The 21,782-nt window shown below is 68.6% G+C and carries 20 protein-coding genes; 7 read left to right on the top strand and 13 right to left on the bottom strand.

Annotated elements, in window-relative coordinates; translation table 11 throughout:
• Nucleotides 1-38: 38 nt before the first annotated feature.
• Complete coding sequence (locus IEY84_RS08160; RefSeq protein WP_183544111.1) at nt 39-821, top strand: DUF3105 domain-containing protein; 783 nt, start codon at nt 39-41, stop codon at nt 819-821.
• Between the two features lie 164 nt (nt 822-985).
• Here IEY84_RS08160 and IEY84_RS08165 read toward each other — a convergent pair whose 3' ends face one another.
• Nucleotides 986-2,062 carry a mannose-1-phosphate guanylyltransferase gene (locus IEY84_RS08165; protein WP_183544113.1) on the bottom strand — a complete coding sequence of 359 codons (1,077 nt, stop codon included), beginning with the start codon at nt 2,060-2,062 and terminating at the stop codon, nt 986-988.
• A 23-nt stretch (nt 2,063-2,085) separates the two neighbouring features.
• Here IEY84_RS08165 and IEY84_RS08170 point away from each other — a divergent pair, with 23 nt between their 5' ends.
• Nucleotides 2,086-2,790 (top strand): TIGR03089 family protein, encoded by a 705-nt coding sequence (locus tag IEY84_RS08170; RefSeq protein ID WP_183544115.1) that lies wholly within the window; start codon nt 2,086-2,088, stop codon nt 2,788-2,790.
• Here IEY84_RS08170 and IEY84_RS08175 read toward each other — a convergent pair.
• From IEY84_RS08175 to IEY84_RS08210, 8 genes are all read right to left on the bottom strand, one after another.
• Nucleotides 2,787-4,934, bottom strand: coding sequence for an N-acetylmuramoyl-L-alanine amidase (locus IEY84_RS08175; protein WP_183544117.1), 2,148 nt, complete (start codon nt 4,932-4,934; stop codon nt 2,787-2,789). The two genes, IEY84_RS08170 and IEY84_RS08175, sit on opposite strands and share 4 nt — an antisense overlap.
• 117 nt (nt 4,935-5,051) lie before the next feature.
• Nucleotides 5,052-5,873: an ABC transporter ATP-binding protein gene (locus IEY84_RS08180; protein ID WP_183544119.1), complete on the bottom strand. Its 822-nt coding sequence runs from the start codon at nt 5,871-5,873 to the stop codon at nt 5,052-5,054.
• The gene (locus IEY84_RS08185) at nt 5,870-6,772 is read right to left on the bottom strand and encodes an ABC transporter permease (protein WP_183544121.1); all 903 of its coding nucleotides are present in this window, start codon (nt 6,770-6,772) and stop codon (nt 5,870-5,872) included. The genes IEY84_RS08180 and IEY84_RS08185 overlap by 4 nt, the downstream gene beginning before the upstream one ends.
• Complete coding sequence (locus tag IEY84_RS08190; RefSeq protein ID WP_183544141.1) at nt 6,756-8,786, bottom strand: glycosyltransferase; 2,031 nt, start codon at nt 8,784-8,786, stop codon at nt 6,756-6,758. The genes IEY84_RS08185 and IEY84_RS08190 overlap by 17 nt, the downstream gene beginning before the upstream one ends.
• Complete coding sequence (gene glf / locus IEY84_RS08195; protein ID WP_183544143.1) at nt 8,783-9,976, bottom strand: UDP-galactopyranose mutase; 1,194 nt, start codon at nt 9,974-9,976, stop codon at nt 8,783-8,785. Before glf ends, IEY84_RS08190 begins: the two co-directional genes overlap by 4 nt.
• An 81-nt stretch (nt 9,977-10,057) precedes the next feature.
• Entirely contained in the window at nt 10,058-10,957 is a 900-nt protein-coding gene (locus tag IEY84_RS08200; protein ID WP_183544145.1) for a glycosyltransferase, read from the bottom strand.
• Nucleotides 10,954-11,904 (bottom strand): glycosyltransferase, encoded by a 951-nt coding sequence (locus IEY84_RS08205; RefSeq protein WP_183544147.1) that lies wholly within the window; start codon nt 11,902-11,904, stop codon nt 10,954-10,956. Before IEY84_RS08205 ends, IEY84_RS08200 begins: the two co-directional genes overlap by 4 nt.
• A 75-nt stretch (nt 11,905-11,979) precedes the next feature.
• On the bottom strand, nt 11,980-13,497 hold the full coding sequence (locus IEY84_RS08210; RefSeq protein ID WP_183544149.1) for an LCP family protein: 1,518 nt from the start codon (nt 13,495-13,497) through the stop codon (nt 11,980-11,982).
• A gap of 112 nt (nt 13,498-13,609) precedes the next feature.
• Here IEY84_RS08210 and IEY84_RS08215 point away from each other — a divergent pair, with 112 nt between their 5' ends.
• The 3 genes from IEY84_RS08215 (at nt 13,610) to IEY84_RS08225 (ending at nt 16,581) form a co-directional block, all read left to right on the top strand.
• Nucleotides 13,610-14,983, top strand: coding sequence for an LCP family protein (locus tag IEY84_RS08215; protein WP_183544151.1), 1,374 nt, complete (start codon nt 13,610-13,612; stop codon nt 14,981-14,983).
• A 96-nt stretch (nt 14,984-15,079) separates the two neighbouring features.
• On the top strand, nt 15,080-15,805 hold the full coding sequence (locus IEY84_RS08220) for an ABC transporter ATP-binding protein (protein WP_183544153.1): 726 nt from the start codon (nt 15,080-15,082) through the stop codon (nt 15,803-15,805).
• A complete protein-coding gene (locus tag IEY84_RS08225) occupies nt 15,805-16,581 on the top strand; it encodes an ABC transporter permease subunit (protein ID WP_183544155.1) in 777 nt (258 codons plus the stop codon). Before IEY84_RS08220 ends, IEY84_RS08225 begins: the two co-directional genes overlap by 1 nt.
• Here the strand turns inward: IEY84_RS08225 and IEY84_RS08230 are convergent.
• Both IEY84_RS08230 and IEY84_RS08235 read right to left on the bottom strand, forming a co-directional pair.
• Nucleotides 16,535-17,287: a response regulator gene (locus tag IEY84_RS08230; protein ID WP_183544158.1), complete on the bottom strand. Its 753-nt coding sequence runs from the start codon at nt 17,285-17,287 to the stop codon at nt 16,535-16,537. The two genes, IEY84_RS08225 and IEY84_RS08230, sit on opposite strands and share 47 nt — an antisense overlap.
• The gene (locus IEY84_RS08235; protein WP_183544160.1) at nt 17,284-18,426 is read right to left on the bottom strand and encodes a sensor histidine kinase; all 1,143 of its coding nucleotides are present in this window, start codon (nt 18,424-18,426) and stop codon (nt 17,284-17,286) included. The genes IEY84_RS08230 and IEY84_RS08235 overlap by 4 nt, the downstream gene beginning before the upstream one ends.
• A gap of 145 nt (nt 18,427-18,571) precedes the next feature.
• Between IEY84_RS08235 and IEY84_RS08240 the strand changes: the two genes are divergently transcribed.
• Complete coding sequence (locus tag IEY84_RS08240; protein ID WP_183544162.1) at nt 18,572-19,471, top strand: crotonase/enoyl-CoA hydratase family protein; 900 nt, start codon at nt 18,572-18,574, stop codon at nt 19,469-19,471.
• Nucleotides 19,472-19,634: 163 nt separating this feature from the next.
• Here the strand turns inward: IEY84_RS08240 and IEY84_RS08245 are convergent, their stop codons facing one another.
• Complete coding sequence (locus IEY84_RS08245; protein ID WP_183544164.1) at nt 19,635-20,132, bottom strand: gluconokinase; 498 nt, start codon at nt 20,130-20,132, stop codon at nt 19,635-19,637.
• A gap of 99 nt (nt 20,133-20,231) precedes the next feature.
• Between IEY84_RS08245 and IEY84_RS08250 the strand changes: the two genes are divergently transcribed.
• Nucleotides 20,232-20,714: an SRPBCC family protein gene (locus tag IEY84_RS08250; RefSeq protein WP_183544166.1), complete on the top strand. Its 483-nt coding sequence runs from the start codon at nt 20,232-20,234 to the stop codon at nt 20,712-20,714.
• A gap of 260 nt (nt 20,715-20,974) precedes the next feature.
• On the opposite strand, the gene IEY84_RS08255 is transcribed toward IEY84_RS08250, so the two are convergent.
• On the bottom strand, nt 20,975-21,778 hold the full coding sequence (locus IEY84_RS08255) for a 3'(2'),5'-bisphosphate nucleotidase CysQ (protein WP_183544168.1): 804 nt from the start codon (nt 21,776-21,778) through the stop codon (nt 20,975-20,977).
• Nucleotides 21,779-21,782: the final 4 nt, after the last annotated feature.

Here is a 21,782-nt window from a genome sequence, read left to right on the forward strand (position 1 = left end):
TCTGCGCGTCCCGACCAGAGACCCGAGGTAAGCCGACAGTGGCCAACAAGTCGCTCAACAAGGACCGCCGTGCGGTCATCAATGACATCCGCAAGAAGCAGGGTCGCGCCGAGCGTGTCCGCGGTGCGGCGATCATCGGTGTCTGCCTCGTCATCGCGGTGCTGATGGTGGGTGCCGCCGCGTGGAAACCGATCACCGGGTTCTTCAAGGAGAGCAAGTACGACGACGTCGCACTCCAGGACATCGGGAAGAGCGCGAAGGCCGCCGGCTGCCAGAAGGTCTTCGAGACCAAGGCCGACGGCAACCAGAATCACATCGCCACCGGCACCGAGCAGACCTACACCACTGCTCCCCCGGCCTTCGGTCCGCACTGGAACGAGGCGAACGTCGCTCCGGCGGACATGTCGCGCAAGTTCTACTCCGCTGACGACCGCCCCGACCTCGAGGCGCTGGTGCACAACCTCGAGCACGGCTACACGATCGTCTGGTACGACGAGACCGTCTCCGAGGACGAGCTGGATCTGCTGCGCGTGATCGGTGACAAGTTCGCCGGCACCTCCAACTTCCGCTACAAGTTCATCGCGGCCCCGTGGACCGCTGCCGACGCCAAGGAGACCGCGGTCGCCGGCGACAAGAAGACCGAGTTCCCCGATGGCACCCACATCGCCATGACCCACTGGTACGCAGACCCGGCCAACCCGACCGAGGCCTCCACCCAGAAGGGCGTCTTCCAGTACTGCGAGGGCGTCTCCGGCGAGGCGGTCAAGGACTTCATGACCACCTACCCCTACACCGACACCCCGGAGCCCCAGGCCATGTGATCTGGTTCTCCCGGACGTACGGACGGCCGCCTCCCGAACGGGAGGCGGCCGTCTCACGTTCCGCTGGCTCGAGACCAACACAGTCCCCTCCCGCGCTCGATGGGATCGTGTTGGTCTCGACACGCCTTCGCCTAGCGGCTCCGGCGGCTCGACCGACGGGCGTTTCAGGTGAGGTCGGTGCGGTCGGAGTCCTTGAGCGCGGCGACGATCTTCTTGACCTGCTGCGCGTGAGCGCGGGTGGTGACCAGGACGGCATCGTCGGTGTCGACGACCACGATGTCGTCGAGGCCGATCAGGGCGATCGTGCGGCCGGAGTGGGGCACGACCAGGCCGGTGGAGTCGAGGGCGTGGACGAGCGAGGCGTCACCGAGGATCGTGGGGCCCTCGGGCGAGGCGGTGGCGGCGGCCTGGAGCAGCGTCGCGAGCGAGTCGAAGTCGCCGATGTCGTCCCAGCCGAGGTCGGCAGGCACCGTGGCGACCTTCCCCGCAGCGGCGGCGGGCTCCGCGACCGCGTGGTCGACCGCGATCTTCGGCAGCGTCTCCCACAGCTCCTCGAGCCGCGACGGCTCGGCGGCGATGGTCCGCAACCGGTCGGCGAAGCCGGGGTCCGACTCCGCCAGCAGGTCGAGGAGGACCGTCGGGCGGACCACGAACATCCCGGCGTTCCAGCGGTAGCGGCCGGTCGCGAGATAGCCCGCAGCGACTTCTGCCGACGGCTTCTCGACGAACTCGTCGACCAGGTAGGCGCCCCGGTGGCCGACCAACGGCTTGCCCTCGGCGATGTAGCCGAACGCAGTCGAGGCGAAGGTCGGCGAGATCCCGATCGTCACCAGCCAGCCATCGGCAGCGACGGCCGCGGCGCTGCGTACGGTGTCGTGGAAGTTGTCGACGTTGCGGATCACGTGGTCCGCGGCGAAGGAGCCCATCACCGCCCCCGGGTCGCGCCGCTCGAGGAAGGCGGCGGCCAGACCGATCGCGGCCATCGAGTCGCGCCCGCTCGGCTCGGCCAGGATCGCGTCGTGCGGCACCTCAGGCAGCTGCTCGCACACCGCACGCTCGTGAACCGCACCCGTCACCACCATGATGCCGTCCGAGACGGGCTGGAGACGGTCATAGGTCTCCTGCAGGAGCGTACGTCCGTGGCCGGTCAGGTCGCGCAGGAACTTCGGCTCCGAGGACCGCGAGAGCGGCCACAGCCGCGTGCCTGCACCACCAGCGGGGACCACTGCCCAAAACGTCATGCCGCACACCTTAGGGTTCCAGTGTGAGCAGCTCCGCACGAACGTACCCCGAGGCCCTCGCCCAAGCCCTTCGCACAGACCCGGGCGGTCCGTTCGTGACCTTCTACGACGAAGCGAGCGGCGAGCGCCAGGAGCTGTCGACCACGACCTACGCCAACTGGGTGGCCAAGGCCTCCGGCCTGCTCGTCGACGAGCACGGCCTCGAGCGCGGCGACAGCATCCGCGTCGATCTGCCCGCCCACTGGCTGGCCACGGTCTTCCTCGGCGCCGCCTGGAACACCGGCCTCGTGGTGACCGACGCCGGGAGCCCCGACGCCGTCGTGTGCGGACCCGAGACCCTGTCGAGCTGGGCGGACGATGCCGGCAAGCGGCCGACGCTGGCCTGCTCCCTGCTGCCGTTCGGCGTACGTTTCGCCGACCCGCTCCCCCAAGGCGTCCACGATGTCGGCATCGAGGTCTGGGGGCAGCCGGATGCCTTCACCCCCTGGGACCCGCCGGCCCCGGACGACGCCGCCACGTCGTGGGAGGGAGTCGAGACCACTCACGCGAACCTGTTCGGAGGCGACGGGAGGGACCTTCGACTGCTCTCCACCGTCGCACCGGCCTCGCCCGGCGGTGCGGCACTCCTGGCCGGTGTGCTCGTCGGTGGCGGGTCGCTGGTGCTGGTCGCCAACGCGACCGAGGAGCGACTGGCTGCCATCGCCTCGAGCGAACGCGCAACGCGCTAACCGACCTGGTCGTAGCCCCGGACCACACCCATCTGGGTCTTCCGGTCCCAGCCGCCGCTCTGGTTGTGCTCGTAGGCGAACCACATCCCGTCGGACTTGCGACGGAGCAGCAGGTCGCCGCCGGTGGCAGCGCCACGCAGATCCTTGGTCGCGAGGATGAAGTCGAAGGCGCTGGTGTCGATGCCGGCGTCGGAGTAGGTCGTCAGGCCACCGGGTCCGTTGGTGCGAAAGGTCAGCAGCTTGGTGGAGACCTTGAAGATCACCTCCGGCGAGCCGTCGTCGGCGTAGAAGCGGCCTGCGCCGATCGCCTGGCTGGCTCCGCCCACTCCGCTGCGCATCGCGTAGGAGGCGCCCAGCGTGCCGGTCCCTCGACCCGGCCACACCCGGATCTCGCCGTTGGGGTGCTTGCCGACGAGGTCCGGCCAGCCGTCTCCGGTGATGTCGCTGACGACGTCGAGGACCGAGACCGACTCGAAGCCGCGCCCGATGGTGACACCGGTCGCGAAGGTCTCGGTGCCGTTGCCCCGGTTGAGCCGGATCGTGCCGTCGGTGTGACGGATCAGGATGTCGCCGTCGCCGTCGCGGTCCCAGTCACCGGCGTTCATCAACGTCGCCGACGTGCCCGCGATCAGGTTGGTCGCCCGCGGCGTACCGAAGCGGGCGTTGCCGTCGGTGCGGAGCACGACGATCCGTTTGTCGGAGGAGCGCCGAGCGACCAGGTCGGGATAGCCCTGACCGCTGATCTGCGACTGCAGCTCGCGCGCGGCCCAGCCCGCCTGCTTGGCACCTGCCTGCGAGCGGATCGTGCTCAGCTTGGCGTACAGGTAGCGGCCCGGGCATGCGGTGGAGCCGGCGTCACGGTGGCCCATGATGGCGTGCGAGAAGGTGCCGTCGCCCATCCGGGTCGAGCCTTTGTTGCCGCGCACCCCGTGCAGCGACAGCTTCCATGCGAACAGCGAGCCGAAGGCGTTCACCAGCGCCGTCGGCGGCGCGACCTTGTCGAAGTTGCCGATCGCGGAGGCGCCGAAGCCATAGCTGTTGTAGCCCGACGTGTGAGCCCCCACGACGGGACGGTCGACGCCGCCGTAGCGGCCCTCCCAGATGCGTCCGAACTTGTCGATCAGGAAGTTGTAGCCGAGGTCGCGCCAGCCACGGCTCCGCACGTGGTAGGTGTAGATGCTCCGGATGATCCCCGGCACCTGCGCCTGCGTGTAGGAGTTCGTGTTCACGGTGTGGTGCACGAACCCGCCTCGGACCTCATGGTAGTCGGGCGGCCCGGCTTCGCGTACGCCCTCGTCGGCACCCCACTGGCGGCGGCTGAAGATGCTGGGCTTGGCGGTGTACGCCGCTGCCGACAGGGTCGCCGCCTCACCCTCCTGCGCGCCCTCGACGTCCCCCTCCTCCCCCGCGCTCTCGGCCGGCTCCGGGGCGTCGTCCTCCGCGGGGTCGATCTCGGGCGACTCGCGTCGGGTCGGCACCGTCTCGCCGGGCGTGATCACGGCCAGCCTGAGGTCGGCGGGCACCTGCGCACCGGTCAGACGCAGCCTCGTCTGCACCTCGTCGACCTCGCCGACGATCGCTTCCATGGTGCCCGGCCGGGCACCGCCGGCCTCCGCAGAGGCCGGGTCGGGGGCGTGGTCGTCGATGTGGACGTCCAGCGCCTGCCAGTCGCTCCAGGTCCCGTCCACCAGCGTTCGTACGTCGGCCCCGACGGCGTCCTCCGGGACGACCGAACCGGGCGACCAGGTGAGCCCGACCGTCCCGAAGCCGTCCACCGGCTGCGGCAGGCTGGTCACCGTGATCTCGTCGTCGCGGGGCGCGGACCTCTTCGCCTCGGCGGTGAGCCGGCCGACGGAACCGCGCCCGGAATCGCGGCCCTTGGCCGGAGGCGCGGTCAGCGAGATCTCCTCGCGGTGGGCCTCGACCGTGTCCGCCGGCACCTCCGCCGCCGCTGACATGGCCGCCGGAGCGCCCGACACCGGGACCTCGCCCGGGTGGACCACTCTCAGGTCGACAACGGTGCTCGCCGGGACCAGCGCCGCCATGACGACCCCGAGCACGAGCAGCTGCTGGGTCGAGACGACGTAGCGAGAGCGAGCGCGCTGAACGTCGCTCGGCTCCTCGTGCCCGTCCTGCGAAAACATGTGTGGATCCCCCTGGTTCCGTAACACCAGGGAACATCTTTCACATCAGCCACAGGCAAAGGGAAGAGCCCGGGAGGAACTACAGATTTGTAATTCCTCCCGGGCTTCGCTTCCGGATCAGACTTCCGCGCCGAGGGCACTGTCCGCGGCGTCGAGCCGCTTCTGCGCCGCCGAGCCCTTGCCGTCGTCCTCACCGTAGTGGAGGAACTCGATGCCCTCGTCGACGTCGCCGTCGAAGACGAGCCGGCCGCTCTCCAGGCAGATGACGCGATCGCACATCCGCTTGACCGAGCCGGCGGCGTGGCTGACGTAGACCACGGTCCGGCCGCTGTCGCGGATCTCCTCCATCTTCTCCATGCACTTCTTCTTGAAGGGCTTGTCGCCGACGGCGAGGACCTCGTCGGCGAGGAAGATGTCGGAGTCGATGTGGACGGCGACCGAGAACCCCAGGCGCGAGTACTGCCCCGAGGAGTAGTTGCCGACCGGAGAGTTGAGATGGTCGCCGAGCTCGGCGAACTTCACCACGTCGTCGTAGATCTCAGCGGTCTCCTCGGCCGAGAGCCCATAGATCGCCGCGTTGAGGAAGATGTTCTCGCGGCCGGACAGCTGCGGGTGGAACCCGGCACCGGTCGCGATCAGGCCGGCGATCTGGCCGCGCGTCTTCACCACACCGTGGTCCGGGCGCATCACGCCGCTGATCAGCTTCAGCAGCGTCGACTTGCCGGAGCCGTTGAGCCCCATGAGCCCGACCGACTCGCCCTGCTTGATCGTGAAGGTGACGTCGTCGAGCGCCTTGAACGTGTTGGAGACCGCCCGCCCCTTCATCTTGGCGACGGTGATGTCCTTGATGCTGCGGTGGTAGCGGAGCGTGAAGTTCTTGGTGACTCCGTCCACCACGATCGAGTCTGCGGCGGTGTCCTGAGCTTGTCGAAGGGTCACGTCAGGCGCTCCGGGATCTTGTTCTCGTGCTTGCTGAAGATCAGCTGGGCGATCACCAGCAGGGCCAGCGAGACGCCGAGCGCGCCCAGGCCCCACAGCCACAGGTCATCGGGCAGCGTGGCAGCGGACACCTCGGGGTCAGGGGTCGCGCCGACCCAGAAGGCCTGCTGGAAAAGCAGCACCGCATCGGCGATCGGGTTGAGCAGGTAGATCCAGGACTTGTCGCCGAGGGCACCCTCGATCAACGTGAACGGGTACATCATGGGTACGCCGAACCGGATGTAGTTGGTCAAGATGTTGACTGCGCTGCCGAAGTCCCGGAAGAAGACGTTGGCCAGGCTGAACACCAGCGCCAGTGCGGTGCCGAGCGCCATCACGATGCCGAGCGCCAGCAGGAACGCGGGCACCGTCTCCCAGGACGGCGTCCACCCGCTGAACAGGCACACGACCAACAGGATGATCGTCGCCGGCACCAGGTGGTAGAGCGAGACCAGCATCGAGGCGACCGGGAACATCTCCTTCGGCATCGCCATCTTCTTCAGCAGGCCCTTGTTGCCCATCAGCGACCGGGTGCCCGCCCCGAAGGTCTCGGTGAAGAAGTGGACGATCACCAACCCGGCAAAGAGGTGGATCGGGTAGTTCTCCATGCCCTTGGCGTCGGACATCCCCATGATCTTGCCCATGAACAGCCAGTAGACACAGAACTGCGTCAGCGGGTTGATGTAGGACCAGAAGACCCCGAGGATCGAGTTGGAGTAGCGACCGCTGATCTCCCGCTGCACGAGCAGCTTGAGGAGGTAACGGCGCTTGAAGACCGAGAGCAGGCCGAGGTTCTCCGCCGGGGGTGCCAGCGGAGCGTCGACGATCCGTACGGGGCGTTCATCAACTCCGGTTGCCATCGGTCCCCTTCTCCTCAGTGACCTGCCACGGCTCGAAGGTCTTCTCCCAGGCCTCGGGCGAGGTGAACTCACCGAGCTTGGAGCGGTACTCCTCGGCCAGCTGGGGCCAGCGACGCTTGAGCTGACGGTGGATCTTGATGGTGTCGCGCAGCATCTGGTTGAAGAGCTTCTTGTCGCGGCGGTAGAAGGCAGCACCCTGCTGGTCGTTCATCGACACGATGGCGCTGTCGTACTTGGTGATCCGGTACCACTGGTTGTCCATCGCGGCGAGCTCGGCCTCGGGGAACTCCGTGGAGAGCTTGCGCGGCTTCATGAGCTGCCGGATCGGCGCCTTGAGCGCGGCGATCTTGACCTCGCGGTTGGTCGGGACCTCGGTGTCCTCCTTGCCCTTGCGCGGCGGCTTGTGACGGCGCACGGGCGGGAACTCGTCACGGTCGGCCTTGAGCTGCGCGTCCGGGAACTCCTTGACCATCGCGCGTACGGCGGGAAGCTGGGTCGCGAGGGTCTCGTGAAGCTTCTCGGGGCCGGCGAGCACGTCGAGCAGCGCCTGGTGGCGCAGCCGGACCGTCGAGTACTGCATCGAGACCAGGTGCTTGATCTGGTGGGAGAACGACTCGGTGACCATCCGGCCGCCGTCGTCGTAGATCGAGTGCAGCAGGGCAGCGACGAAGCGGTTGCGCTGGTGGAAGTAGGACTGCCAGTCGAGCGCGTCGTTCTTGTCGGTCCACGGGACGTGCCAGACGGCCGCACCGGGGAACGACACGGTTGGGAAGCCGGCTGCCTTGGCGCGCAGGCCGTACTCGGAGTCGTCCCACTTGATGAAGACCGGCAGCGAGAGCCCGATCTCCTCGATCACCTTGCGCGGGATCAGGCACATGAACCAGCCGTTGAAGTCCACGTCGACGCGCTTGTGCAGCCAGCGGGTCGAGCGCAGGTTGCGGGCACCGAAGTCCCAGTCGCCGTAGACGCCGGGAGCCGACTGCCACCAGAAGCGCCACGGCTGGACGATCTCGCCGTAGGAGTGCAGGCGGGACTTGGCGTAGAGCGAGAACATGTGGCCGCCGACGATGGTCGGCCGCTTCGCGAGGTCACCGAAGGTGATCGCGCGGATGATGCCCTCGGGCTCGCAGACGACGTCGTCGTCCATCATCAGGGCGTACGTCGCGGTGCCCTTGCGCAGCGACTCGAGCTGACCACGCGCGTAGCCGCCGGAGCCACCCAGGTTGCCCTGCTCGATGATGTGCAGCAGGCTCTGTCCATTTTCTTGGCCAAGCGCCTTCTCGGCCGCGGGGAACTCGACGTCGTCGGCGACCTTCTTGGTGCCCTGCTCCATCACGAAGACGGTGTCGAGGTAGGGGCGCAGCGCCTCGTCCTCGCCCATCTGCGCGAGCAGCTTGGCGCAGAAGTCGGGCTTGTTCATCGTGGTGACGCAGACGTCGACGGTGCCGTGCTCGGCACGGTCGTCGGGGACCTCCGCGGTCCACTCGGCCGAGGTGATGACGGCGTCCTCGTCGGAGGCGACGACGTCGTACCAGTACCAGCCGCCGTCGACGAACGGCTTCAGCGGCAGGTCGAAGGTGAAGGTGCCCTCGGGGTTGGTGCCGGTGTCCGCGGCGTCGACCCGCTGGGAGCGGCCGTTGGCCATCGACTTGTAGACGATGACGCTCGCGCCGCGGCCCTGGAGCGCGACGGTCAGCTTCACGTCGGTGACCACGGTGTGCCGACGCCAGTAGCTGGCCGGGAACGCGTTGAAGTACGTCCCGAGCGAGAGCCGCTCGCTCTTCAGGATCCGCAGCGACGTACGCGACTCGATCTGGTCGGGGTGGATCTGGGTGCCGTCGTTGATCGACTGGCGGATCTGGGCGTTGTTCAGCGCCTGGGCCGTCTTGTCGGAGCCGACCTCGTACTTGTCGGCGTCGAGGATGGCAGCCTGGTTGTCGACGTAGAGCGGGATCACGTCGGAGTCACGGTCCAGGGGCAGGATCTGCCGCTGGAGCAGTCGGGTCACGCTCATTCGTCAACGCCTCCGGAGGTGAGCGGGGTGCCGTCCTCGAAGTGGGGACGGAGCTTGTTCTCGAACATGGTGAGCGCGGACGCGATCGCCATGTGCATGTCGAGGTACTTGTAGGTGCCGAGTCGGCCACCGAAGAGCACCATCGGCTCCTTCTTGGCCAGGTCGCGGTAGACCAGGATCTTCTCGCGGTTGTCGGCGGTGTTGATCGGGTAGTACGGCTCGTCGCCCTCCTGGGCGAAGCGGCTGTACTCCTTCACCACGACCGTCTTGCCCGGCTTGTAGCGGTCGGCGCGCTCGGGGTGGAGATGCTTGAACTCCAGCTCCCGGGTGAACGGGACCTCGGGGTCGTTGGCGTTCACCACGCCGGTGCCCTGGTAGTCGTCGACGTCGAGGATCTCGGACTCGAGGTCGACGGTGCGCCAGGAGAGCTTGCCGGCGGAGAAGTCGAAGTACTCGTCGACCGGGCCGGTGTAGACGATCGGGACCTTGCCCTTGTAGTCGTCGACCACGGTGAAGAAGTCGGTGTCGAGCATGACCGTGATGTTCGGGTGGTCGGCCATCCGCTCCAGCCACGCGGTGTAGCCGTCGACCGGCAGACCCTCGTACTTGTCGTTGAAGTAGCGGTTGTCGAAGGTGTAGCGGACCGGGAGGCGCGTGATGATGTCAGGCGAGAGCTCCTTGGGGTCCTTCTCCCACTGCTTGGCGGTGTAGCCCTTGATGAAGGCCTCGTAGAGCGGGCGGCCGATCAGCGAGATCGCCTTCTCCTCGAGGTTCTGGGCCTCGTCGGTCTTGAACTCGCTGGCCTGCTCGGCGATCAGCGCCCGCGCCTCGTCGGGGGTGTGCGACTTCCCGAAGAACTGGTTGATCAGCGCCAGGTTCATCGGCAGGGAGTAGACCTGTCCCTTGTACTTGCCGAAGACCTTGTGCTTGTAGTCGGTGAAGTCGGTGAACCTACGCACGTAGTCCCACACCTTCTCGTTGGAGGTGTGGAAGAGGTGGGTGCCGTACTTGTGCACCTCGATGCCGGTCTCCTCGTCGAACTCGGAGTAGGCGTTGCCACCGATGTGGTGGCGGCGCTCGATGATGAGCACCTTCTTGTCCAGCTCGGAGGCGGCGCGCTCGGCGATGGTCAGGCCGAAGAGGCCGGAGCCGACGACGACGAGGTCAGGAGTGGTTTCAGGGAAGGACACGATCGCTCAGTCTAGGTCTCAAGTGGATACGGAGTCGGTCAGGGAGTTCGTTCAGGGAGTTCGTTCAGTCGGATGGGACGGTCAAGACTTGGGCAGGGTGCGCATGTCCCGAGCGGCGCGCAATGCCTTGATCACGTTGACGGCCTCGTGCTTGCCGCCGCGCAGCGGGCTGAGGAGGACCACAGCCGCGGTGATGAGCCAGGGCTTGAGACGTACGAGGACGTTCTCGCCGTAGCGGAAGTGGACGACGAAGAGGTTGCGGTACATGTAGAAGCCCTTCCAGCCGGCCAGGTCGTGCTGCTGGCTGAAGTCGAGCTGTCGCACGAGCACCGCGTCGCGTACGGCCCAGATCGTGCGGCCGGCACGACGGGCGCGGATCGCGAGATCCACGTCGTCGTAGAAGATGAAGTAGGTCGGATCGGGAAGGCCGATCTCCTCCAGGACGGTGCGGCGGATCATGAAGCCCTCGAAGGCGACGTTCTCCACCGGGACCCGCTCGGGCATGGCGTCGCGGGTCGGGTAGGTGTCCATGACCGCGGCGGTCTTGGGCTTGATCGCCAGCGGGTTGCGCAGGTCGAACTTCAGCGCGGCCAGCTCGATCAGCTTGCCGTTGCGGTCCTCGCGCACCGAGAAGAGGCAGTCCTCGTCCTGGGCGAGCAGCACCTCGAGGCAGTCGTGGGCCGGGACGACGTCGTCGTCGATCAGGTAGAGGCGGTCCCAGCCCTGCTCGACCGCGGCCTTGGTGCCGAGATGGAAACCGCCCGCGCCGCCGAGGTTCTCCGGGCTGTCGATGACCTGCAGGTTGGGCGTGACCGCCTCGGCCAGCACCTGGCCGGTGTGGTCGGTGGAGGCGTTGTTGACCACGATCACCGCGTCGGCGGGCTGGTCGAGCTTGGTGAGCCCGTCCAGCAGCCCGCGCAGCATGTCGGCGCGGTTGTAGGTGACGACGACGATCGCGACCGTCTCACGGGTGGTGCTCAACGAAGGAACCTCTCGTGTCCACTGAAGTCCCCCCGGACGGCCGCCCACCACGCCTGCATCGACAGCCAGATCCGGCTCGGCTGCGGCTTGGTGAGCAGGTAGAACCATAGAGTCTTCGCCACGAAAGCCAAAGCGAAGGGCCACCCGCGGTAGTCGCGCAGGTTGAGCAGGTTGTTGCGAGCCATGCAGTAGTGCTTCAGGTCGCTCGGGGTGTGGTTGTACGTCGCCCTCCCCCACGCCATCGGGGTGCCGAGGTCGCCCACCGCCGGGTGGCGCACCTGAGCGCCGACGACGGTCGCGATCCGCGCTCCGGCCTTCTCGGCGCGGAGGCGATACTCGTGGTCATCGCCCCAGATGAAGTACTCCGCACGCGGGTAGCCGATCCGCTCCACGAGGTCGCGGGTGACCAGGACGCCGTTGAAGGGGATCACGATGTCCTTGATCAGGCCGTCGGTGGCGGCGGCCTCGACGTCGGCGAGCTGGTGGACGACCTTGGAGCGGCCCGGAAGCCGGATCGGGAACACCAGGCGGCCGGGGTTGCCCTCGTCGACCACGAGCGGCCCCCAGAAGTCGAGATCGGTCTGCTTGAGCAGCAGGGCCAGGCAGTCGGGGTCGGGCAGGCCGTCGTCGTCCATCAGCCAGACCAGGTCGGCGCCGCGCTCGATCGCCAGCTCCAGACCGTCGTGGAAACCGCCGGCGCCGCCGCTGTTGCGCAGCAGGGTGCGGGCGATCACCGGCACCGCTCCGCCGGTGGTCGAGCCTGTCGAGACCCCTTCGGCGCCGTCCAGTCCGGCGAGCCACTGCGACGTACCGTCGGTGGAAGCGTTGTCGATGACGATCACCTCGTCGAGGCCGTCGACCGCGTCGAGCCGCTCCAGCAGTCGCTGCAGCAGCTCGAGACGGTTGAAGGTCACCACGACTGCGGCGACGCGATTGCTCCCTGGCACGAGATCCAGACTAGCCGTGACCGCAGGGGATCCCGGGAATCAGCGAGTCGCGGTGGCCTGTGGTTAACCCCTTGTTCAACACGCCGAGGCGAGGTCGTCGGTCTCGTTGGCCTGGTAACCCTTGTTGCGGGAGCCGAGTGCGCCGCCGGTGACCGGACCGCCCTTGTCGTCGGCTTCGGAGTCGCCCGCCTTGGGCTTGCCCTCGGCCTTCCGCGTGGGCGTCTTGGTCTCACCGTCGCCGGGCGAGGCGCTCTCCTGGTTGAAGGCCTCCTCCTTCTTCGGTGTGGCCTTCTTCACCGCCTTGCGCACCTCGGCGTGGATCTCGGACATGTCCGGGTCGGAGGTGTTGACCAGAGGCGGCACCAGCGAGAGCGTCGAGATCTTCTGCGACTTCGCCTTCAGCGCCAGCATCGAGAACCGCTCGATCTCGCTCGGGGGAACGCTCGTGGTGATCGTGGAGCCGGTCGCCTTCGCGACGTCCTGGTAGTGGCGTACGACGTCCGCGGGGCTGGTCTGCTGCAGGATCGCGTTCAGGACGCACTTCTGGCGGGCCATCCGGGAGTAGTCGTCGGAGTCGTGGCGGGCACGGGCGTACCAGAGGGTCTCCCAACCGTCGAGCTTCTTCGTTCCGGGCTGGATATGGGTGTAGAAGCTGTCGGTCGGGATGCCGACCGGGATCGGCTGGCGCACCTTCAGGGTCACTCCCCCGATGGCGTCCACGATCTCCTCGAAGCCGTTGAGGTCGACGATGGCGTAGTAGCTCATCTGCAGGTCGGTGATGCCCTCGACGGCGTCCACGGTGGCGGCCATGCCGGGATCCTTCTCGCCCTTGTAGAGCTCCTTGTGCTCACCCGCCCAGGTGCTCACCCCGTTGAGGTAGCAGCCGTCGCAGTCGAAACCGCGCGGGAACTCCTTGTCCATCGGCGAGCCGTCGTCGAAGGTGAAGTTCTGCAGGTTGCGGGGCAGGCCGATGAGCACCGTACGTCCGGTCACGGCGTCGATCGAGGCGACCGTGAGCGAGTCGGGACGCAGGCCCCAGCGGGTCTTCCCGCCGTCGGAGTCGGCCCCGGCGAGCAGCACGTTGAAGCGGCCGTTGTGAGCCTCGGCGGCCGTCGCGCCGGCGAAGATCGTCTCGACCATTCCCTTGTGCACGCCGACCAGGTGAGCGCCGAAGATCATGGTCGCGGCCACGGAGAAGGCCAGGGCGCCGTTGATGGCAACGACGATGCGGCGCTGCTTGAGGTCGAGCTCGAGCGGGCGCCCCAGGCGCCAGGCGTCCACGAAGAGCGCCGCCCAGGCGATGGCACCGGCGATGAGCGCGAGGCGGAAGATGCCGAGCAGCCATGGCGTCGTACCCAGCCGGAAGATCAGGCCGTGCCACAGCAGGGAGATGCAGAAGACCAGCCCGGCGGTGACCGCGATACCGAAGACGGTCCAGATCGCGATCCGGCCGACGCGGCGGTTGCCGGCGACGAGCTGGGCCGAGCCGGGCAGCAGCAGCGTGATCAGCAGCAGCGCCATCGCACGGCGGAACCGCACGCGGGAGGCGCGTTCTGCGGCCGTACGCTGGGGCCGGTAGTTCTGGTCAGCCATCACAGGTCCCTCGGGAAGACAGTTGTCCCGCCAGTATCACTAGTCACACAGGTAACAGGGCGGTGCGACGCGCCGTCTAACTCTAGCGGCGTGGCACGGTACCTTTGAGCGCATGCCAAACCCCCGCAACCCTGGCAACCCCAACGATCCCCGGTCGCAGCAGTACGGCTGGGCGTACGGTGGTGGCCAGCCCGCCCCGTCCTCCGGGCCGGAGCCCACCAACGTCATGCCCACGGTCCGACGGCCCCCGGCGGGCTCTCCGCCCCCGGCGCCGCCGCGAGGTGGCTACGACCGGCCGCTCCCCCAGCCGGGGCAGATCGCGCCGACGCCCGACCAGGGCTATGGGCAGGGCTATGGGCAGGGCTATGGGCAGGGCTATGGGCAGGGCTATGGGCAGGGCTATGACCAGGGCTATCAGCAGAGCGGTTGGAGCCAGCCGAGCGAGTACGGCGGCGGCAACGGAGGCTACGGCGGGCCCGGAGGCCCGGGCGACGGCCGCGGCGGCGGGGGCCGCGCACCGAAGCCGAAGAAGCGCCACCCGTTCCGCCGGTTCGTCGCCATCGTGATGATCCCGGTCCTGATCCTGGTCGGCGCGGTCGCCTGGATCGGCATCAGCGCCTGGAACAAGGTCGACAAGGTCCCCTACGAGCCGACCGCCGGCGAGCGCCCTGCGGACCAGCCGGGCAATACCTACCTCATCGTCGCCAGCGACTCGCGCGAAGGTCTGACCGCGAAGGAGAAGAAGAAGCTCTCCACCGGTGACGCCTCGGGCAGCCGCACCGACACGATCAAGCTGCTGCACACCGGTGCCGGCAAGACGATCGTGGTGACGCTCCCGCGTGACTCCGTCGTGTCGATCCCGGGTCATGGCGAGACCAAGATCAACGCGGCCTTCGCCTACGGCGGACCCGAGCTGCTGGTGCAGACGATCGAGCAGAACACCGGCGTCCGCATCGACGGCTATGTCGAGATCGGCATGGGCGGTCTGGCCCGGCTCGTGGACGGCGTGGGTGGCATCGAGATCTGCCCGAAGAAGAACATGAAGGACCCCAAGGCCGGCCTGGACATCGAGAAGGGCTGCCAGGAGGTCGACGGCGTCACCGCCCTCGCCTACTCCCGCTCCCGCTACGCGGCCGACGACGGCGACCTGGGTCGCGGCGCCAACCAGACCGAGGTCATCTCCGCGATCGGCAAGAAGGCCACCAGCCCCGGCACGCTGCTCAACCCGTTCAAGCTCGCCGAGATGGGCGAGGGCGCCGCGGGGCTCAAGGTCGGCGAGGGCATGAGCGTCCTCGGCGGCGCGCAGTTCCTGTGGGCGTTCAAGGCGCTCGCCGGCGGCTCGGCGATGACCTGCGGCGTCCCGATCAGCGACTTCGTGGTCAACTGGCGCAAGGAGGACGCGCTGACGATGTTCGGGCACATCAAGGAGGACACCGTCGACGACATCCCGGCGGACATCTGCACGCCGACGGGTCTGCCCGAGTAGCCCGTTCGACCGACGCCGTCCCTACTGACCTTCGTCAGTAGGGACGGCTGCTTTTCGTCCACTGTGCCGGGCTGCGTACGTCCCTAGGTTCGAGGCATGATCACTTTGGACCACCTGACCAAGAGGTACGGCGCGACCACCGCGGTCGACGACCTCACCGTGCAGATAGAACCGGGACGGGTCACCGGCTTCCTCGGCCCCAACGGCGCCGGGAAGTCGACCACGATGCGGATGATCCTCGGCCTCGACCGGCCCACGTCCGGGACGGCCACGATCGACGGTCGTCCGTACGCCTCGTTGCAGCGTCCGCTGCGCGAGGTCGGTGCGCTGCTGGATGCCAAGGCGGTGCACCCGGGTCGCCGGCTGCGTACGCATCTGGTGGCGATGGCGCGGAGCAACTCGATCCCTGTGGCCAGGGTCGACGAGGTGCTCGAGCAGGTCGGCCTCGCCGGGGTCTCCCGGCGGCGGGCGGGGAGTCTCTCGCTCGGGATGGGCCAGCGGCTCGGGATCGCGGGGGTGCTGCTCGGCGACCCGCGGGTGATGCTCTTCGACGAGCCGGTCAACGGGCTCGACCCCGACGGGGTGCTGTGGATCCGCAAGCTGCTGCGGTCGCTCGCGGGCGAGGGCCGTACGGTCCTGGTCTCCAGCCATCTGATGAGCGAGATGCAGCAGACGGCCGACCATCTGGTGGTGCTGGGCCGCGGGCGGCTGCTCGCGGACTCCCCGATGGGCGAGTTCGTCGCCGGGTACGGGTCGCTAGAGGAGGCGTACTTCCGGCTGACGGCCGGGAGCGTCGAGTACAACGGGACCGAGGTCGCCTGATGCTCGCCACGATCGCATCGGAATGGACCAAGCTCTGGTCGGTCCGCTCGACCTGGTGGTGCCTCATCGGCGCGGCCGGGCTGATGGCGCTCTACTCGGTCCCGCTGGGCTTCGATGCCGCCGATCCCAACCCGGAGATGTCCCGCGCCGATCAGCTGCTCCACGTCGAGGAGGTCGCCACGGCCGGCCTGCTGTTCACCCAGTTCGCGCTGATCGCGCTGGCATTGCTGACGGTGACCGCGGAGTACGCCTCCGGCAGCATGCGTACGACCCTCCAGTGCGAGCCCCGGCGCGGTCGGGTGCTGCTCGCGAAGCTCCTCGTGGTCGAGGTCGTCGCCCTGGTCGCCGGAGCGCTGCTGGCCCTTCTCGGTGCCGGCCTCGGCTACCTGACGGCGGGCGACTACGGCGTCTTCGACGTCTCCGCGGTGGCCACGGTGGCCGGCAAGGTCAGCGTCTACATGGGCGTGGTCGTCGCGCTGGCCATCGGGCTGGCAGTGGCGCTGCGCAGCACCGCGGGAGCGCTGGTGGTGGCGTTCCTGGCGCTCTTCCTGCTGCCGATGGTGCTGATGATGAGCGGCATGGACCTGATGACCGACGTCTCCTACTACCTGCCGGGGACGGCAGGCACGGAGTACCTCGGCATCGGGATCGCGACCCTCTTCGGGCTCGATGACGGGCTCCCCTATGACGCCGCAGGCGGTCTCGGGCTCTTCGCGGCCTGGTCCGGGGTCACGCTCCTGGCCGGCTATGTGGTGTTCCGCCGGCGAGACGCCTGAACCCGTCGGTGGTCGGGCCTTCGGGGCCGGAGGTCTCGACAGGCTCGACCACCGTAAGCCCGGCCTCGTGGGCGAGGATCGCTGCTTGCACCCGGTTACGTACGCCGAGACGACCGAAAGCGCTGCTCAGATAGGCCTTCACGGTGCCCTCGACGAGATGGAGCCGGCGGCCGATCTCGGCGTTGGAGTGTCCCGCGCCGACCAGCGCCATCACGTCGCGCTCCCGGTCGGTCAAGAGGGCGACCTTGGCCCGCGCGTCCGCGGCCCGCGACATCCGGTCGCCGGCACCGGCGCCGAGCTCGGCGATGACCCGCTGGGCGACTCGTGGCGAGAGGAACGCGGCACCGTCGGCGACCGCGTGCACGCCCGCGAGCAGCTCGCGCGGATCGCCGGACTTCAGCAGGAACCCGCTGGCGCCGTCGCCGAGCGCGCGGGCGATGTAGGCGTCCTCGGAGAAGGTGGTCAGCATGATCCGCGCGGTCTCCGGGGCGGTCCGGGCGATCTCGGCCCCGGCGGCCAGGCCGTCCATCCGCGGCATCCGGACATCGAGCAGCGCGACGTCCGGCCGGTGACGCTGAACCGCCTCGACCGCCTCGCGGCCGTCGGCGGCCTCGGCAACGACCTCGATCGTCTCGTCGGTCTCCAGGATCGCGCGTACGCCGGCCCGCACCATCGCCTCGTCGTCGGCCAGCAGCACCCGGATCACAGGCGCACCTCACGGTGCTGGTCGGCGCGGACAGGGAGGTCGGCGACCACCTCGAAGCCGCCACCGGTGGTGGGGCCGTGGCTCAGGGTGCCGCCCGCGGCACGTGCCGCCTCCTCGAGCCCGGCCAGGCCGAGGCCCGTCGTCGCTCCGGCGCGGGGCGGAAGGGTCGCGCGGCCGTTGGTCACACCGAGGCGTACGCCGTCCGCGGTCGTCTCCACCGAGACCGTCACCGCCGACCCTGGAGAGTGCCGGGCAGCATTGGTCAGCGCCTCCTGCACGATGCGGTGGGCGGCGGCTTCGCGCACCCCGTCACCGGCCTGGAACGAGCCCTCCAGACGTACGTCCATCCCGGACGCGCAGGCACGCTCGACCAGACCCTCGATCCCGTCGGAGGCGGGAGCGAGCGGGGCGTCCTCCGCCGCCGGGCGAAGGACGCCGACGATCTCACCGAGCCGGGCGGTGGCCTCGGCGGCGGCCGCGCGGATCGCTCCGGCGGCCTGCTGATGCGTCTGGGCGAGCCCCGGAGACACCTCGAGCGCGCCGGCCCGCAGCGCGATCAGGCTGAGCTCGTGGCCGAGCGAGTCGTGCATCTCCTGGGCGATCCGGGCGCGCTCGGTCAGCTGCGCCTGCTGGATCTGGGTCGAGTGGCTGCTCGCGACCTGGCGCAGGTAGCGCCCGCTCAGCCAGGGCAGCGCCATGAAGATGATCATGTTGCCGGCCATCGCCACCTGCACGCCGCCGCCGTTGACGAGGGCATCGACCACCGTCAGCGTCACCACGGCCACCATCACCACGACGGCCGAGGGCAGCACCCGCTCGGCCCACCGGCCGACCAGGAAGCTCACGAAGACCGCGAAGGCGATGTAGCTGAGCAGGGACCAGCCGTCGAAGACCACCACGGTGCCGCCCACCAGGGCGCACGTGATCGCGACCGCGACCGCCGGGCGCCGCGGCCGGATCCACAGCGCGAGCGCGACCACGGCCACGCTGACCACCGCCGCCCAGCCGGACCACTGCGGATGGCGAGCGCCGCTCATGTAGATGTGCTCCGCCGCGACCGCAGCGACCAGGAGCACGGACAGCATTCCCGCCACGGGAAACGACCGAGTCCAGGTGCGGGGACGGCGTAGCAGACTCACGCTGACCACGGTAGTTGCGGCATCGCTCCAGGCGTACCGACTTTCGACAGTATGTCGACGCCGGATGTCGACCAGGGTCTCGACAGGCTCGACCACCGGACACTCAGGTCTCGACAAACTGGACCACCGGTGCAGACTGTGACCCATGGCTTACGAGACCCTGACCTTCGACGTGGACGCCGACGGCATCGCGCTCCTGACCCTCAACCGACCCGACGCGCTCAACTCGTTCACCGTGACGATGGCGCGCGAGCTGGAGGAGGTGTTCACCACCGACGCGATGGCGGACGAGGTGCGCGCGGTGATCGTGACCGGTGCCGGACGGGCCTTCTGCGCGGGGATGGACCTGTCCGCGTCCGGGAACGTCTTCGGCCTCGACGAGTCGCTGCAGCCGACGCCCGAGAAGCTCGCCGAGCATCTCGCCGACCCGGACAAGCACCCCGAGTACGCCGAGGGCGTACGCGACACGGGTGGCAAGGTCACCCTCGCGATCCACGCGCTCCCCAAGCCGGTGATCGCCGCGATCAACGGTCCTGCTGTCGGCATCGGCGCCACGATGCTGTGCGCGATGGACGCCCGGCTCGCCTCGTCCAAGGCGAAGATCGGCTTTGTCTTCGGCAAGCTCGGCATCGTCCCCGAAGCCTGCTCGTCCTACTTCCTGCCACGCGTCGTGGGCCTTCCCCGCGCGCTCGAGTGGCTCTACACCGCGGAGATCCTCGACCCCGACCAGGCCCTCGACGGCGGTCTGGTCCGCAGCATCCACCTGCCCGACGAGCTGCTGCCCGCCGCGTTCGAGCTGGCCCGGAGGTTCACCCAGAACCGCTCGCCCGTCGGCACTGCGCTCGTTCGGCAGCTGATCACCCGCAACGCCTCCGCGCGCCATCCTCTCGAAGCGCACCTGAGCGACTCGCTGGCGATGTTCTACTGCTCGATCGGGGACGGCAAGGAGGGGGTCGCGGCGTTCCTCGAGAAGCGAACCGCGGACTTCACCTCGAAGGCATCCGAGGTTCCGGAGGTCTTCGACGGACATATTTTTACGGGCTGACCTGCAGCGATACTCTCGAACCCCCTGTTCTGCAGCAGGATCCTGGGTTACCGTCGAAAGTGGGCCCGCCCGCTGGTCCCTCACCCGGGTGTGGCCGCGGCCGGCACGCAGTGCCCAACCCGAGATGGGCGCGTGTCGGCCGCCTCTCGGCGGCAGCGCCCGGCTAGGCGTCGATGTGGCCCGCGTACGTCTCGACGATGACGTCGACCGGCTGGTCGACGTCGATGTCGATCCCCGCCTCGTCGTCCTCGAGCGGCTCCAGCGTCCGGAACTGGCTCTCCAGGAGGGCAGCGGGCATGAAGTGGCCCGGCCGGCTCGCCTGGCGCCTCGCGATCACCTCGCGGGTGCCCTCCAGGTGGAGGAACGTCACCTCCGGGAGGTGTCGGCGAAGCTGGTCCCGGTACTTCCGTTTCAGCGCCGAGCAGCTCATCACGCCGCCGCGCTCGGCATGCCTGGCGAGCCACTCCCCGACTGCCTCCAGCCAGGGGTAGCGGTCGTCGTCGTCGAGCGCGATCCCGGCAGTCATCTTCTCGATGTTCGCCGGCGGATGCAGATCGTCGGCGTCCTCGAAGGGCACCCGGAGTCTGCCGGCGATCGCCGCCCCGATCGTCGACTTCCCCGAGCCCGAGACACCCATCACGACCAGCACCGGTTTCGTCATCGGGCCATCGTACGGGCGTAGAGCGCCTCGAGCTCCGCGAAGTGCCGCTGCTCGACCACGCTCACGCCATCGACAGGCCCTTGGTGCCATGCTCGTCCCATGACTCAGCACCCAGAGGCACTGCACCTCGAATCCTCCCGAGCGATCCCGGTCGCGTACGAGGCCGCCCTCGCCCGCGTCCTCCCGGCTCCGCTGCCGCAGATCTTCGGTCGTCGGTACGCCGCGATCGGCCCCATCGCCGAGGTCCGCGACCAGGCCGGCGCCTGGGATACCGCCGGCGAGACCCGCACCATCGTCCTCGCTGACGGCGCGACCATGCGCGAGACCCTGACCGCGATCGACGCCCCCTCGTCGTTCTCCTACGAGATCACGCCGCTCACCGGGCCGCTCAAGCTCCTGGTCGGACACGTCGCCGGGCGCTGGTCCTTCGCCCCGGCAGGCACCGGCACGCGGGTCACCTGGTCCTGGGATGTCACCCCGGCCTCGTCTGCGGCAACCTTTGCGATGCCTATTTTCGGGTGGATGTGGAAGGGGTATGCGCGGCAGAGCTTGGAGGGTCTCGAGGAGCTGTTGGTCGGCTGAGCTCGGCCTTCTTGCGCGTCGGCGGGTTGACGTGTCTTCGGGGACTCTCTGCCGCCGGGGCTTGGGGTGGGCACGGGCTCGGAGGCGAATGAACGTTCGTTCGCCCTGTGGAGGTAAACGAACGTTCGTTCACCGCTGAGGCCTCCCCACCCGATGAAGGCGTGGGGCGGTCACCTGCCGTAGGTGAGTGTGCCGCGGCCCAAGACCAACCCCAAAATACGGTCGCTCAACCGCGGCGAACCAAAGGCGACAAACCCGCGTCAGTCGATCCCATGCCGCTTGATGAAGGAAAGGATCTGCTCGGAGAGCTCAGGACGACAGACGACGACATCAGGCAGATACACGTCGTCCTGGTTGTAGCGCAACGGCGAGCCGTCGATACGGGAGGTGAACAGCCCGGCCGCGGCGGCGACCGCCACAGGAGCGGCAGAGTCCCACTCGTACTGCCCACCCGCGTGGACGTAGGCATCGGAGATGTCGCGTACGACCGACATCATCTTGACCCCGGCCGATCCCATCGGGACCAGCTCGGCACCGAGCTCCTCGGCCAGCGCCTCGACGAACGCCGGCGGGCGGCTGCGGGAGACCGCGATCCGGGGACGGGGCGAGGTCGAGGGCGGGACGACGGGGGCCGCACCGGTGTGGAACGTGCTCTGCACGGACGCGTCCGCCAGCGCCGGCTGGGCGACCGCACCGGCGATCAGCTCGCCGCCGTTGGACGAGGCCCACAGCGCGACGTGCACCGCCCAGTCGTCGCGCGGCGGCTCGGAGAACTCGCGGGTCCCGTCGAGGGGGTCGATGATCCACACCCGGTCCTGGCCGAGCCGCTCCTTGGAGTCCTTGCCCTCCTCGGAGAGGACACCGTCCTGAGGACGGTGCTCGGCGACGAGCTCCATCAGCAGCTCGTGGGCGGCCAGGTCACCGGCGTCCTTGAGCTCCTTGCCCTCGAGCCCGGAGGTGGCGCGCACCTCGAGCAGCCGACGACCGGCAGTCTCGGCCAACCAGGCGGCCAGCAGGTGGTCTGAGGCGAGGATCTCGGGCGTGGGCTCTGCGTCGAAGGTCACCCGC

This window comes from Nocardioides albus (assembly GCF_014648255.1).
Classification (GTDB): domain Bacteria; phylum Actinomycetota; class Actinomycetes; order Propionibacteriales; family Nocardioidaceae; genus Nocardioides; species Nocardioides albus.

Excerpts from the sequence above, each read along its gene's own strand:
- IEY84_RS08165 (WP_183544113.1), bottom strand. The coding sequence starts at position 2,062 with ATGACGTTTTGGGCAGTGGTCCCCGCTGGTGGTGCAGGCACGCGGCTG.
- IEY84_RS08175 (WP_183544117.1), bottom strand. The coding sequence starts at position 4,934 with ATGTTTTCGCAGGACGGGCACGAGGAGCCGAGCGACGTTCAGCGCGCT.
- IEY84_RS08185 (WP_183544121.1), bottom strand. The coding sequence starts at position 6,772 with ATGGCAACCGGAGTTGATGAACGCCCCGTACGGATCGTCGACGCTCCG.
- IEY84_RS08190 (WP_183544141.1), bottom strand. The coding sequence starts at position 8,786 with ATGAGCGTGACCCGACTGCTCCAGCGGCAGATCCTGCCCCTGGACCGT.
- IEY84_RS08210 (WP_183544149.1), bottom strand. The coding sequence starts at position 13,497 with ATGGCTGACCAGAACTACCGGCCCCAGCGTACGGCCGCAGAACGCGCC.
- IEY84_RS08215 (WP_183544151.1), top strand. The coding sequence starts at position 13,610 with ATGCCAAACCCCCGCAACCCTGGCAACCCCAACGATCCCCGGTCGCAG.
- IEY84_RS08220 (WP_183544153.1), top strand. The coding sequence starts at position 15,080 with ATGATCACTTTGGACCACCTGACCAAGAGGTACGGCGCGACCACCGCG.
- IEY84_RS08225 (WP_183544155.1), top strand. The coding sequence starts at position 15,805 with ATGCTCGCCACGATCGCATCGGAATGGACCAAGCTCTGGTCGGTCCGC.
- IEY84_RS08240 (WP_183544162.1), top strand. The coding sequence starts at position 18,572 with ATGGCTTACGAGACCCTGACCTTCGACGTGGACGCCGACGGCATCGCG.
- IEY84_RS08245 (WP_183544164.1), bottom strand. The coding sequence starts at position 20,132 with ATGACGAAACCGGTGCTGGTCGTGATGGGTGTCTCGGGCTCGGGGAAG.
- IEY84_RS08250 (WP_183544166.1), top strand. The coding sequence starts at position 20,232 with ATGACTCAGCACCCAGAGGCACTGCACCTCGAATCCTCCCGAGCGATC.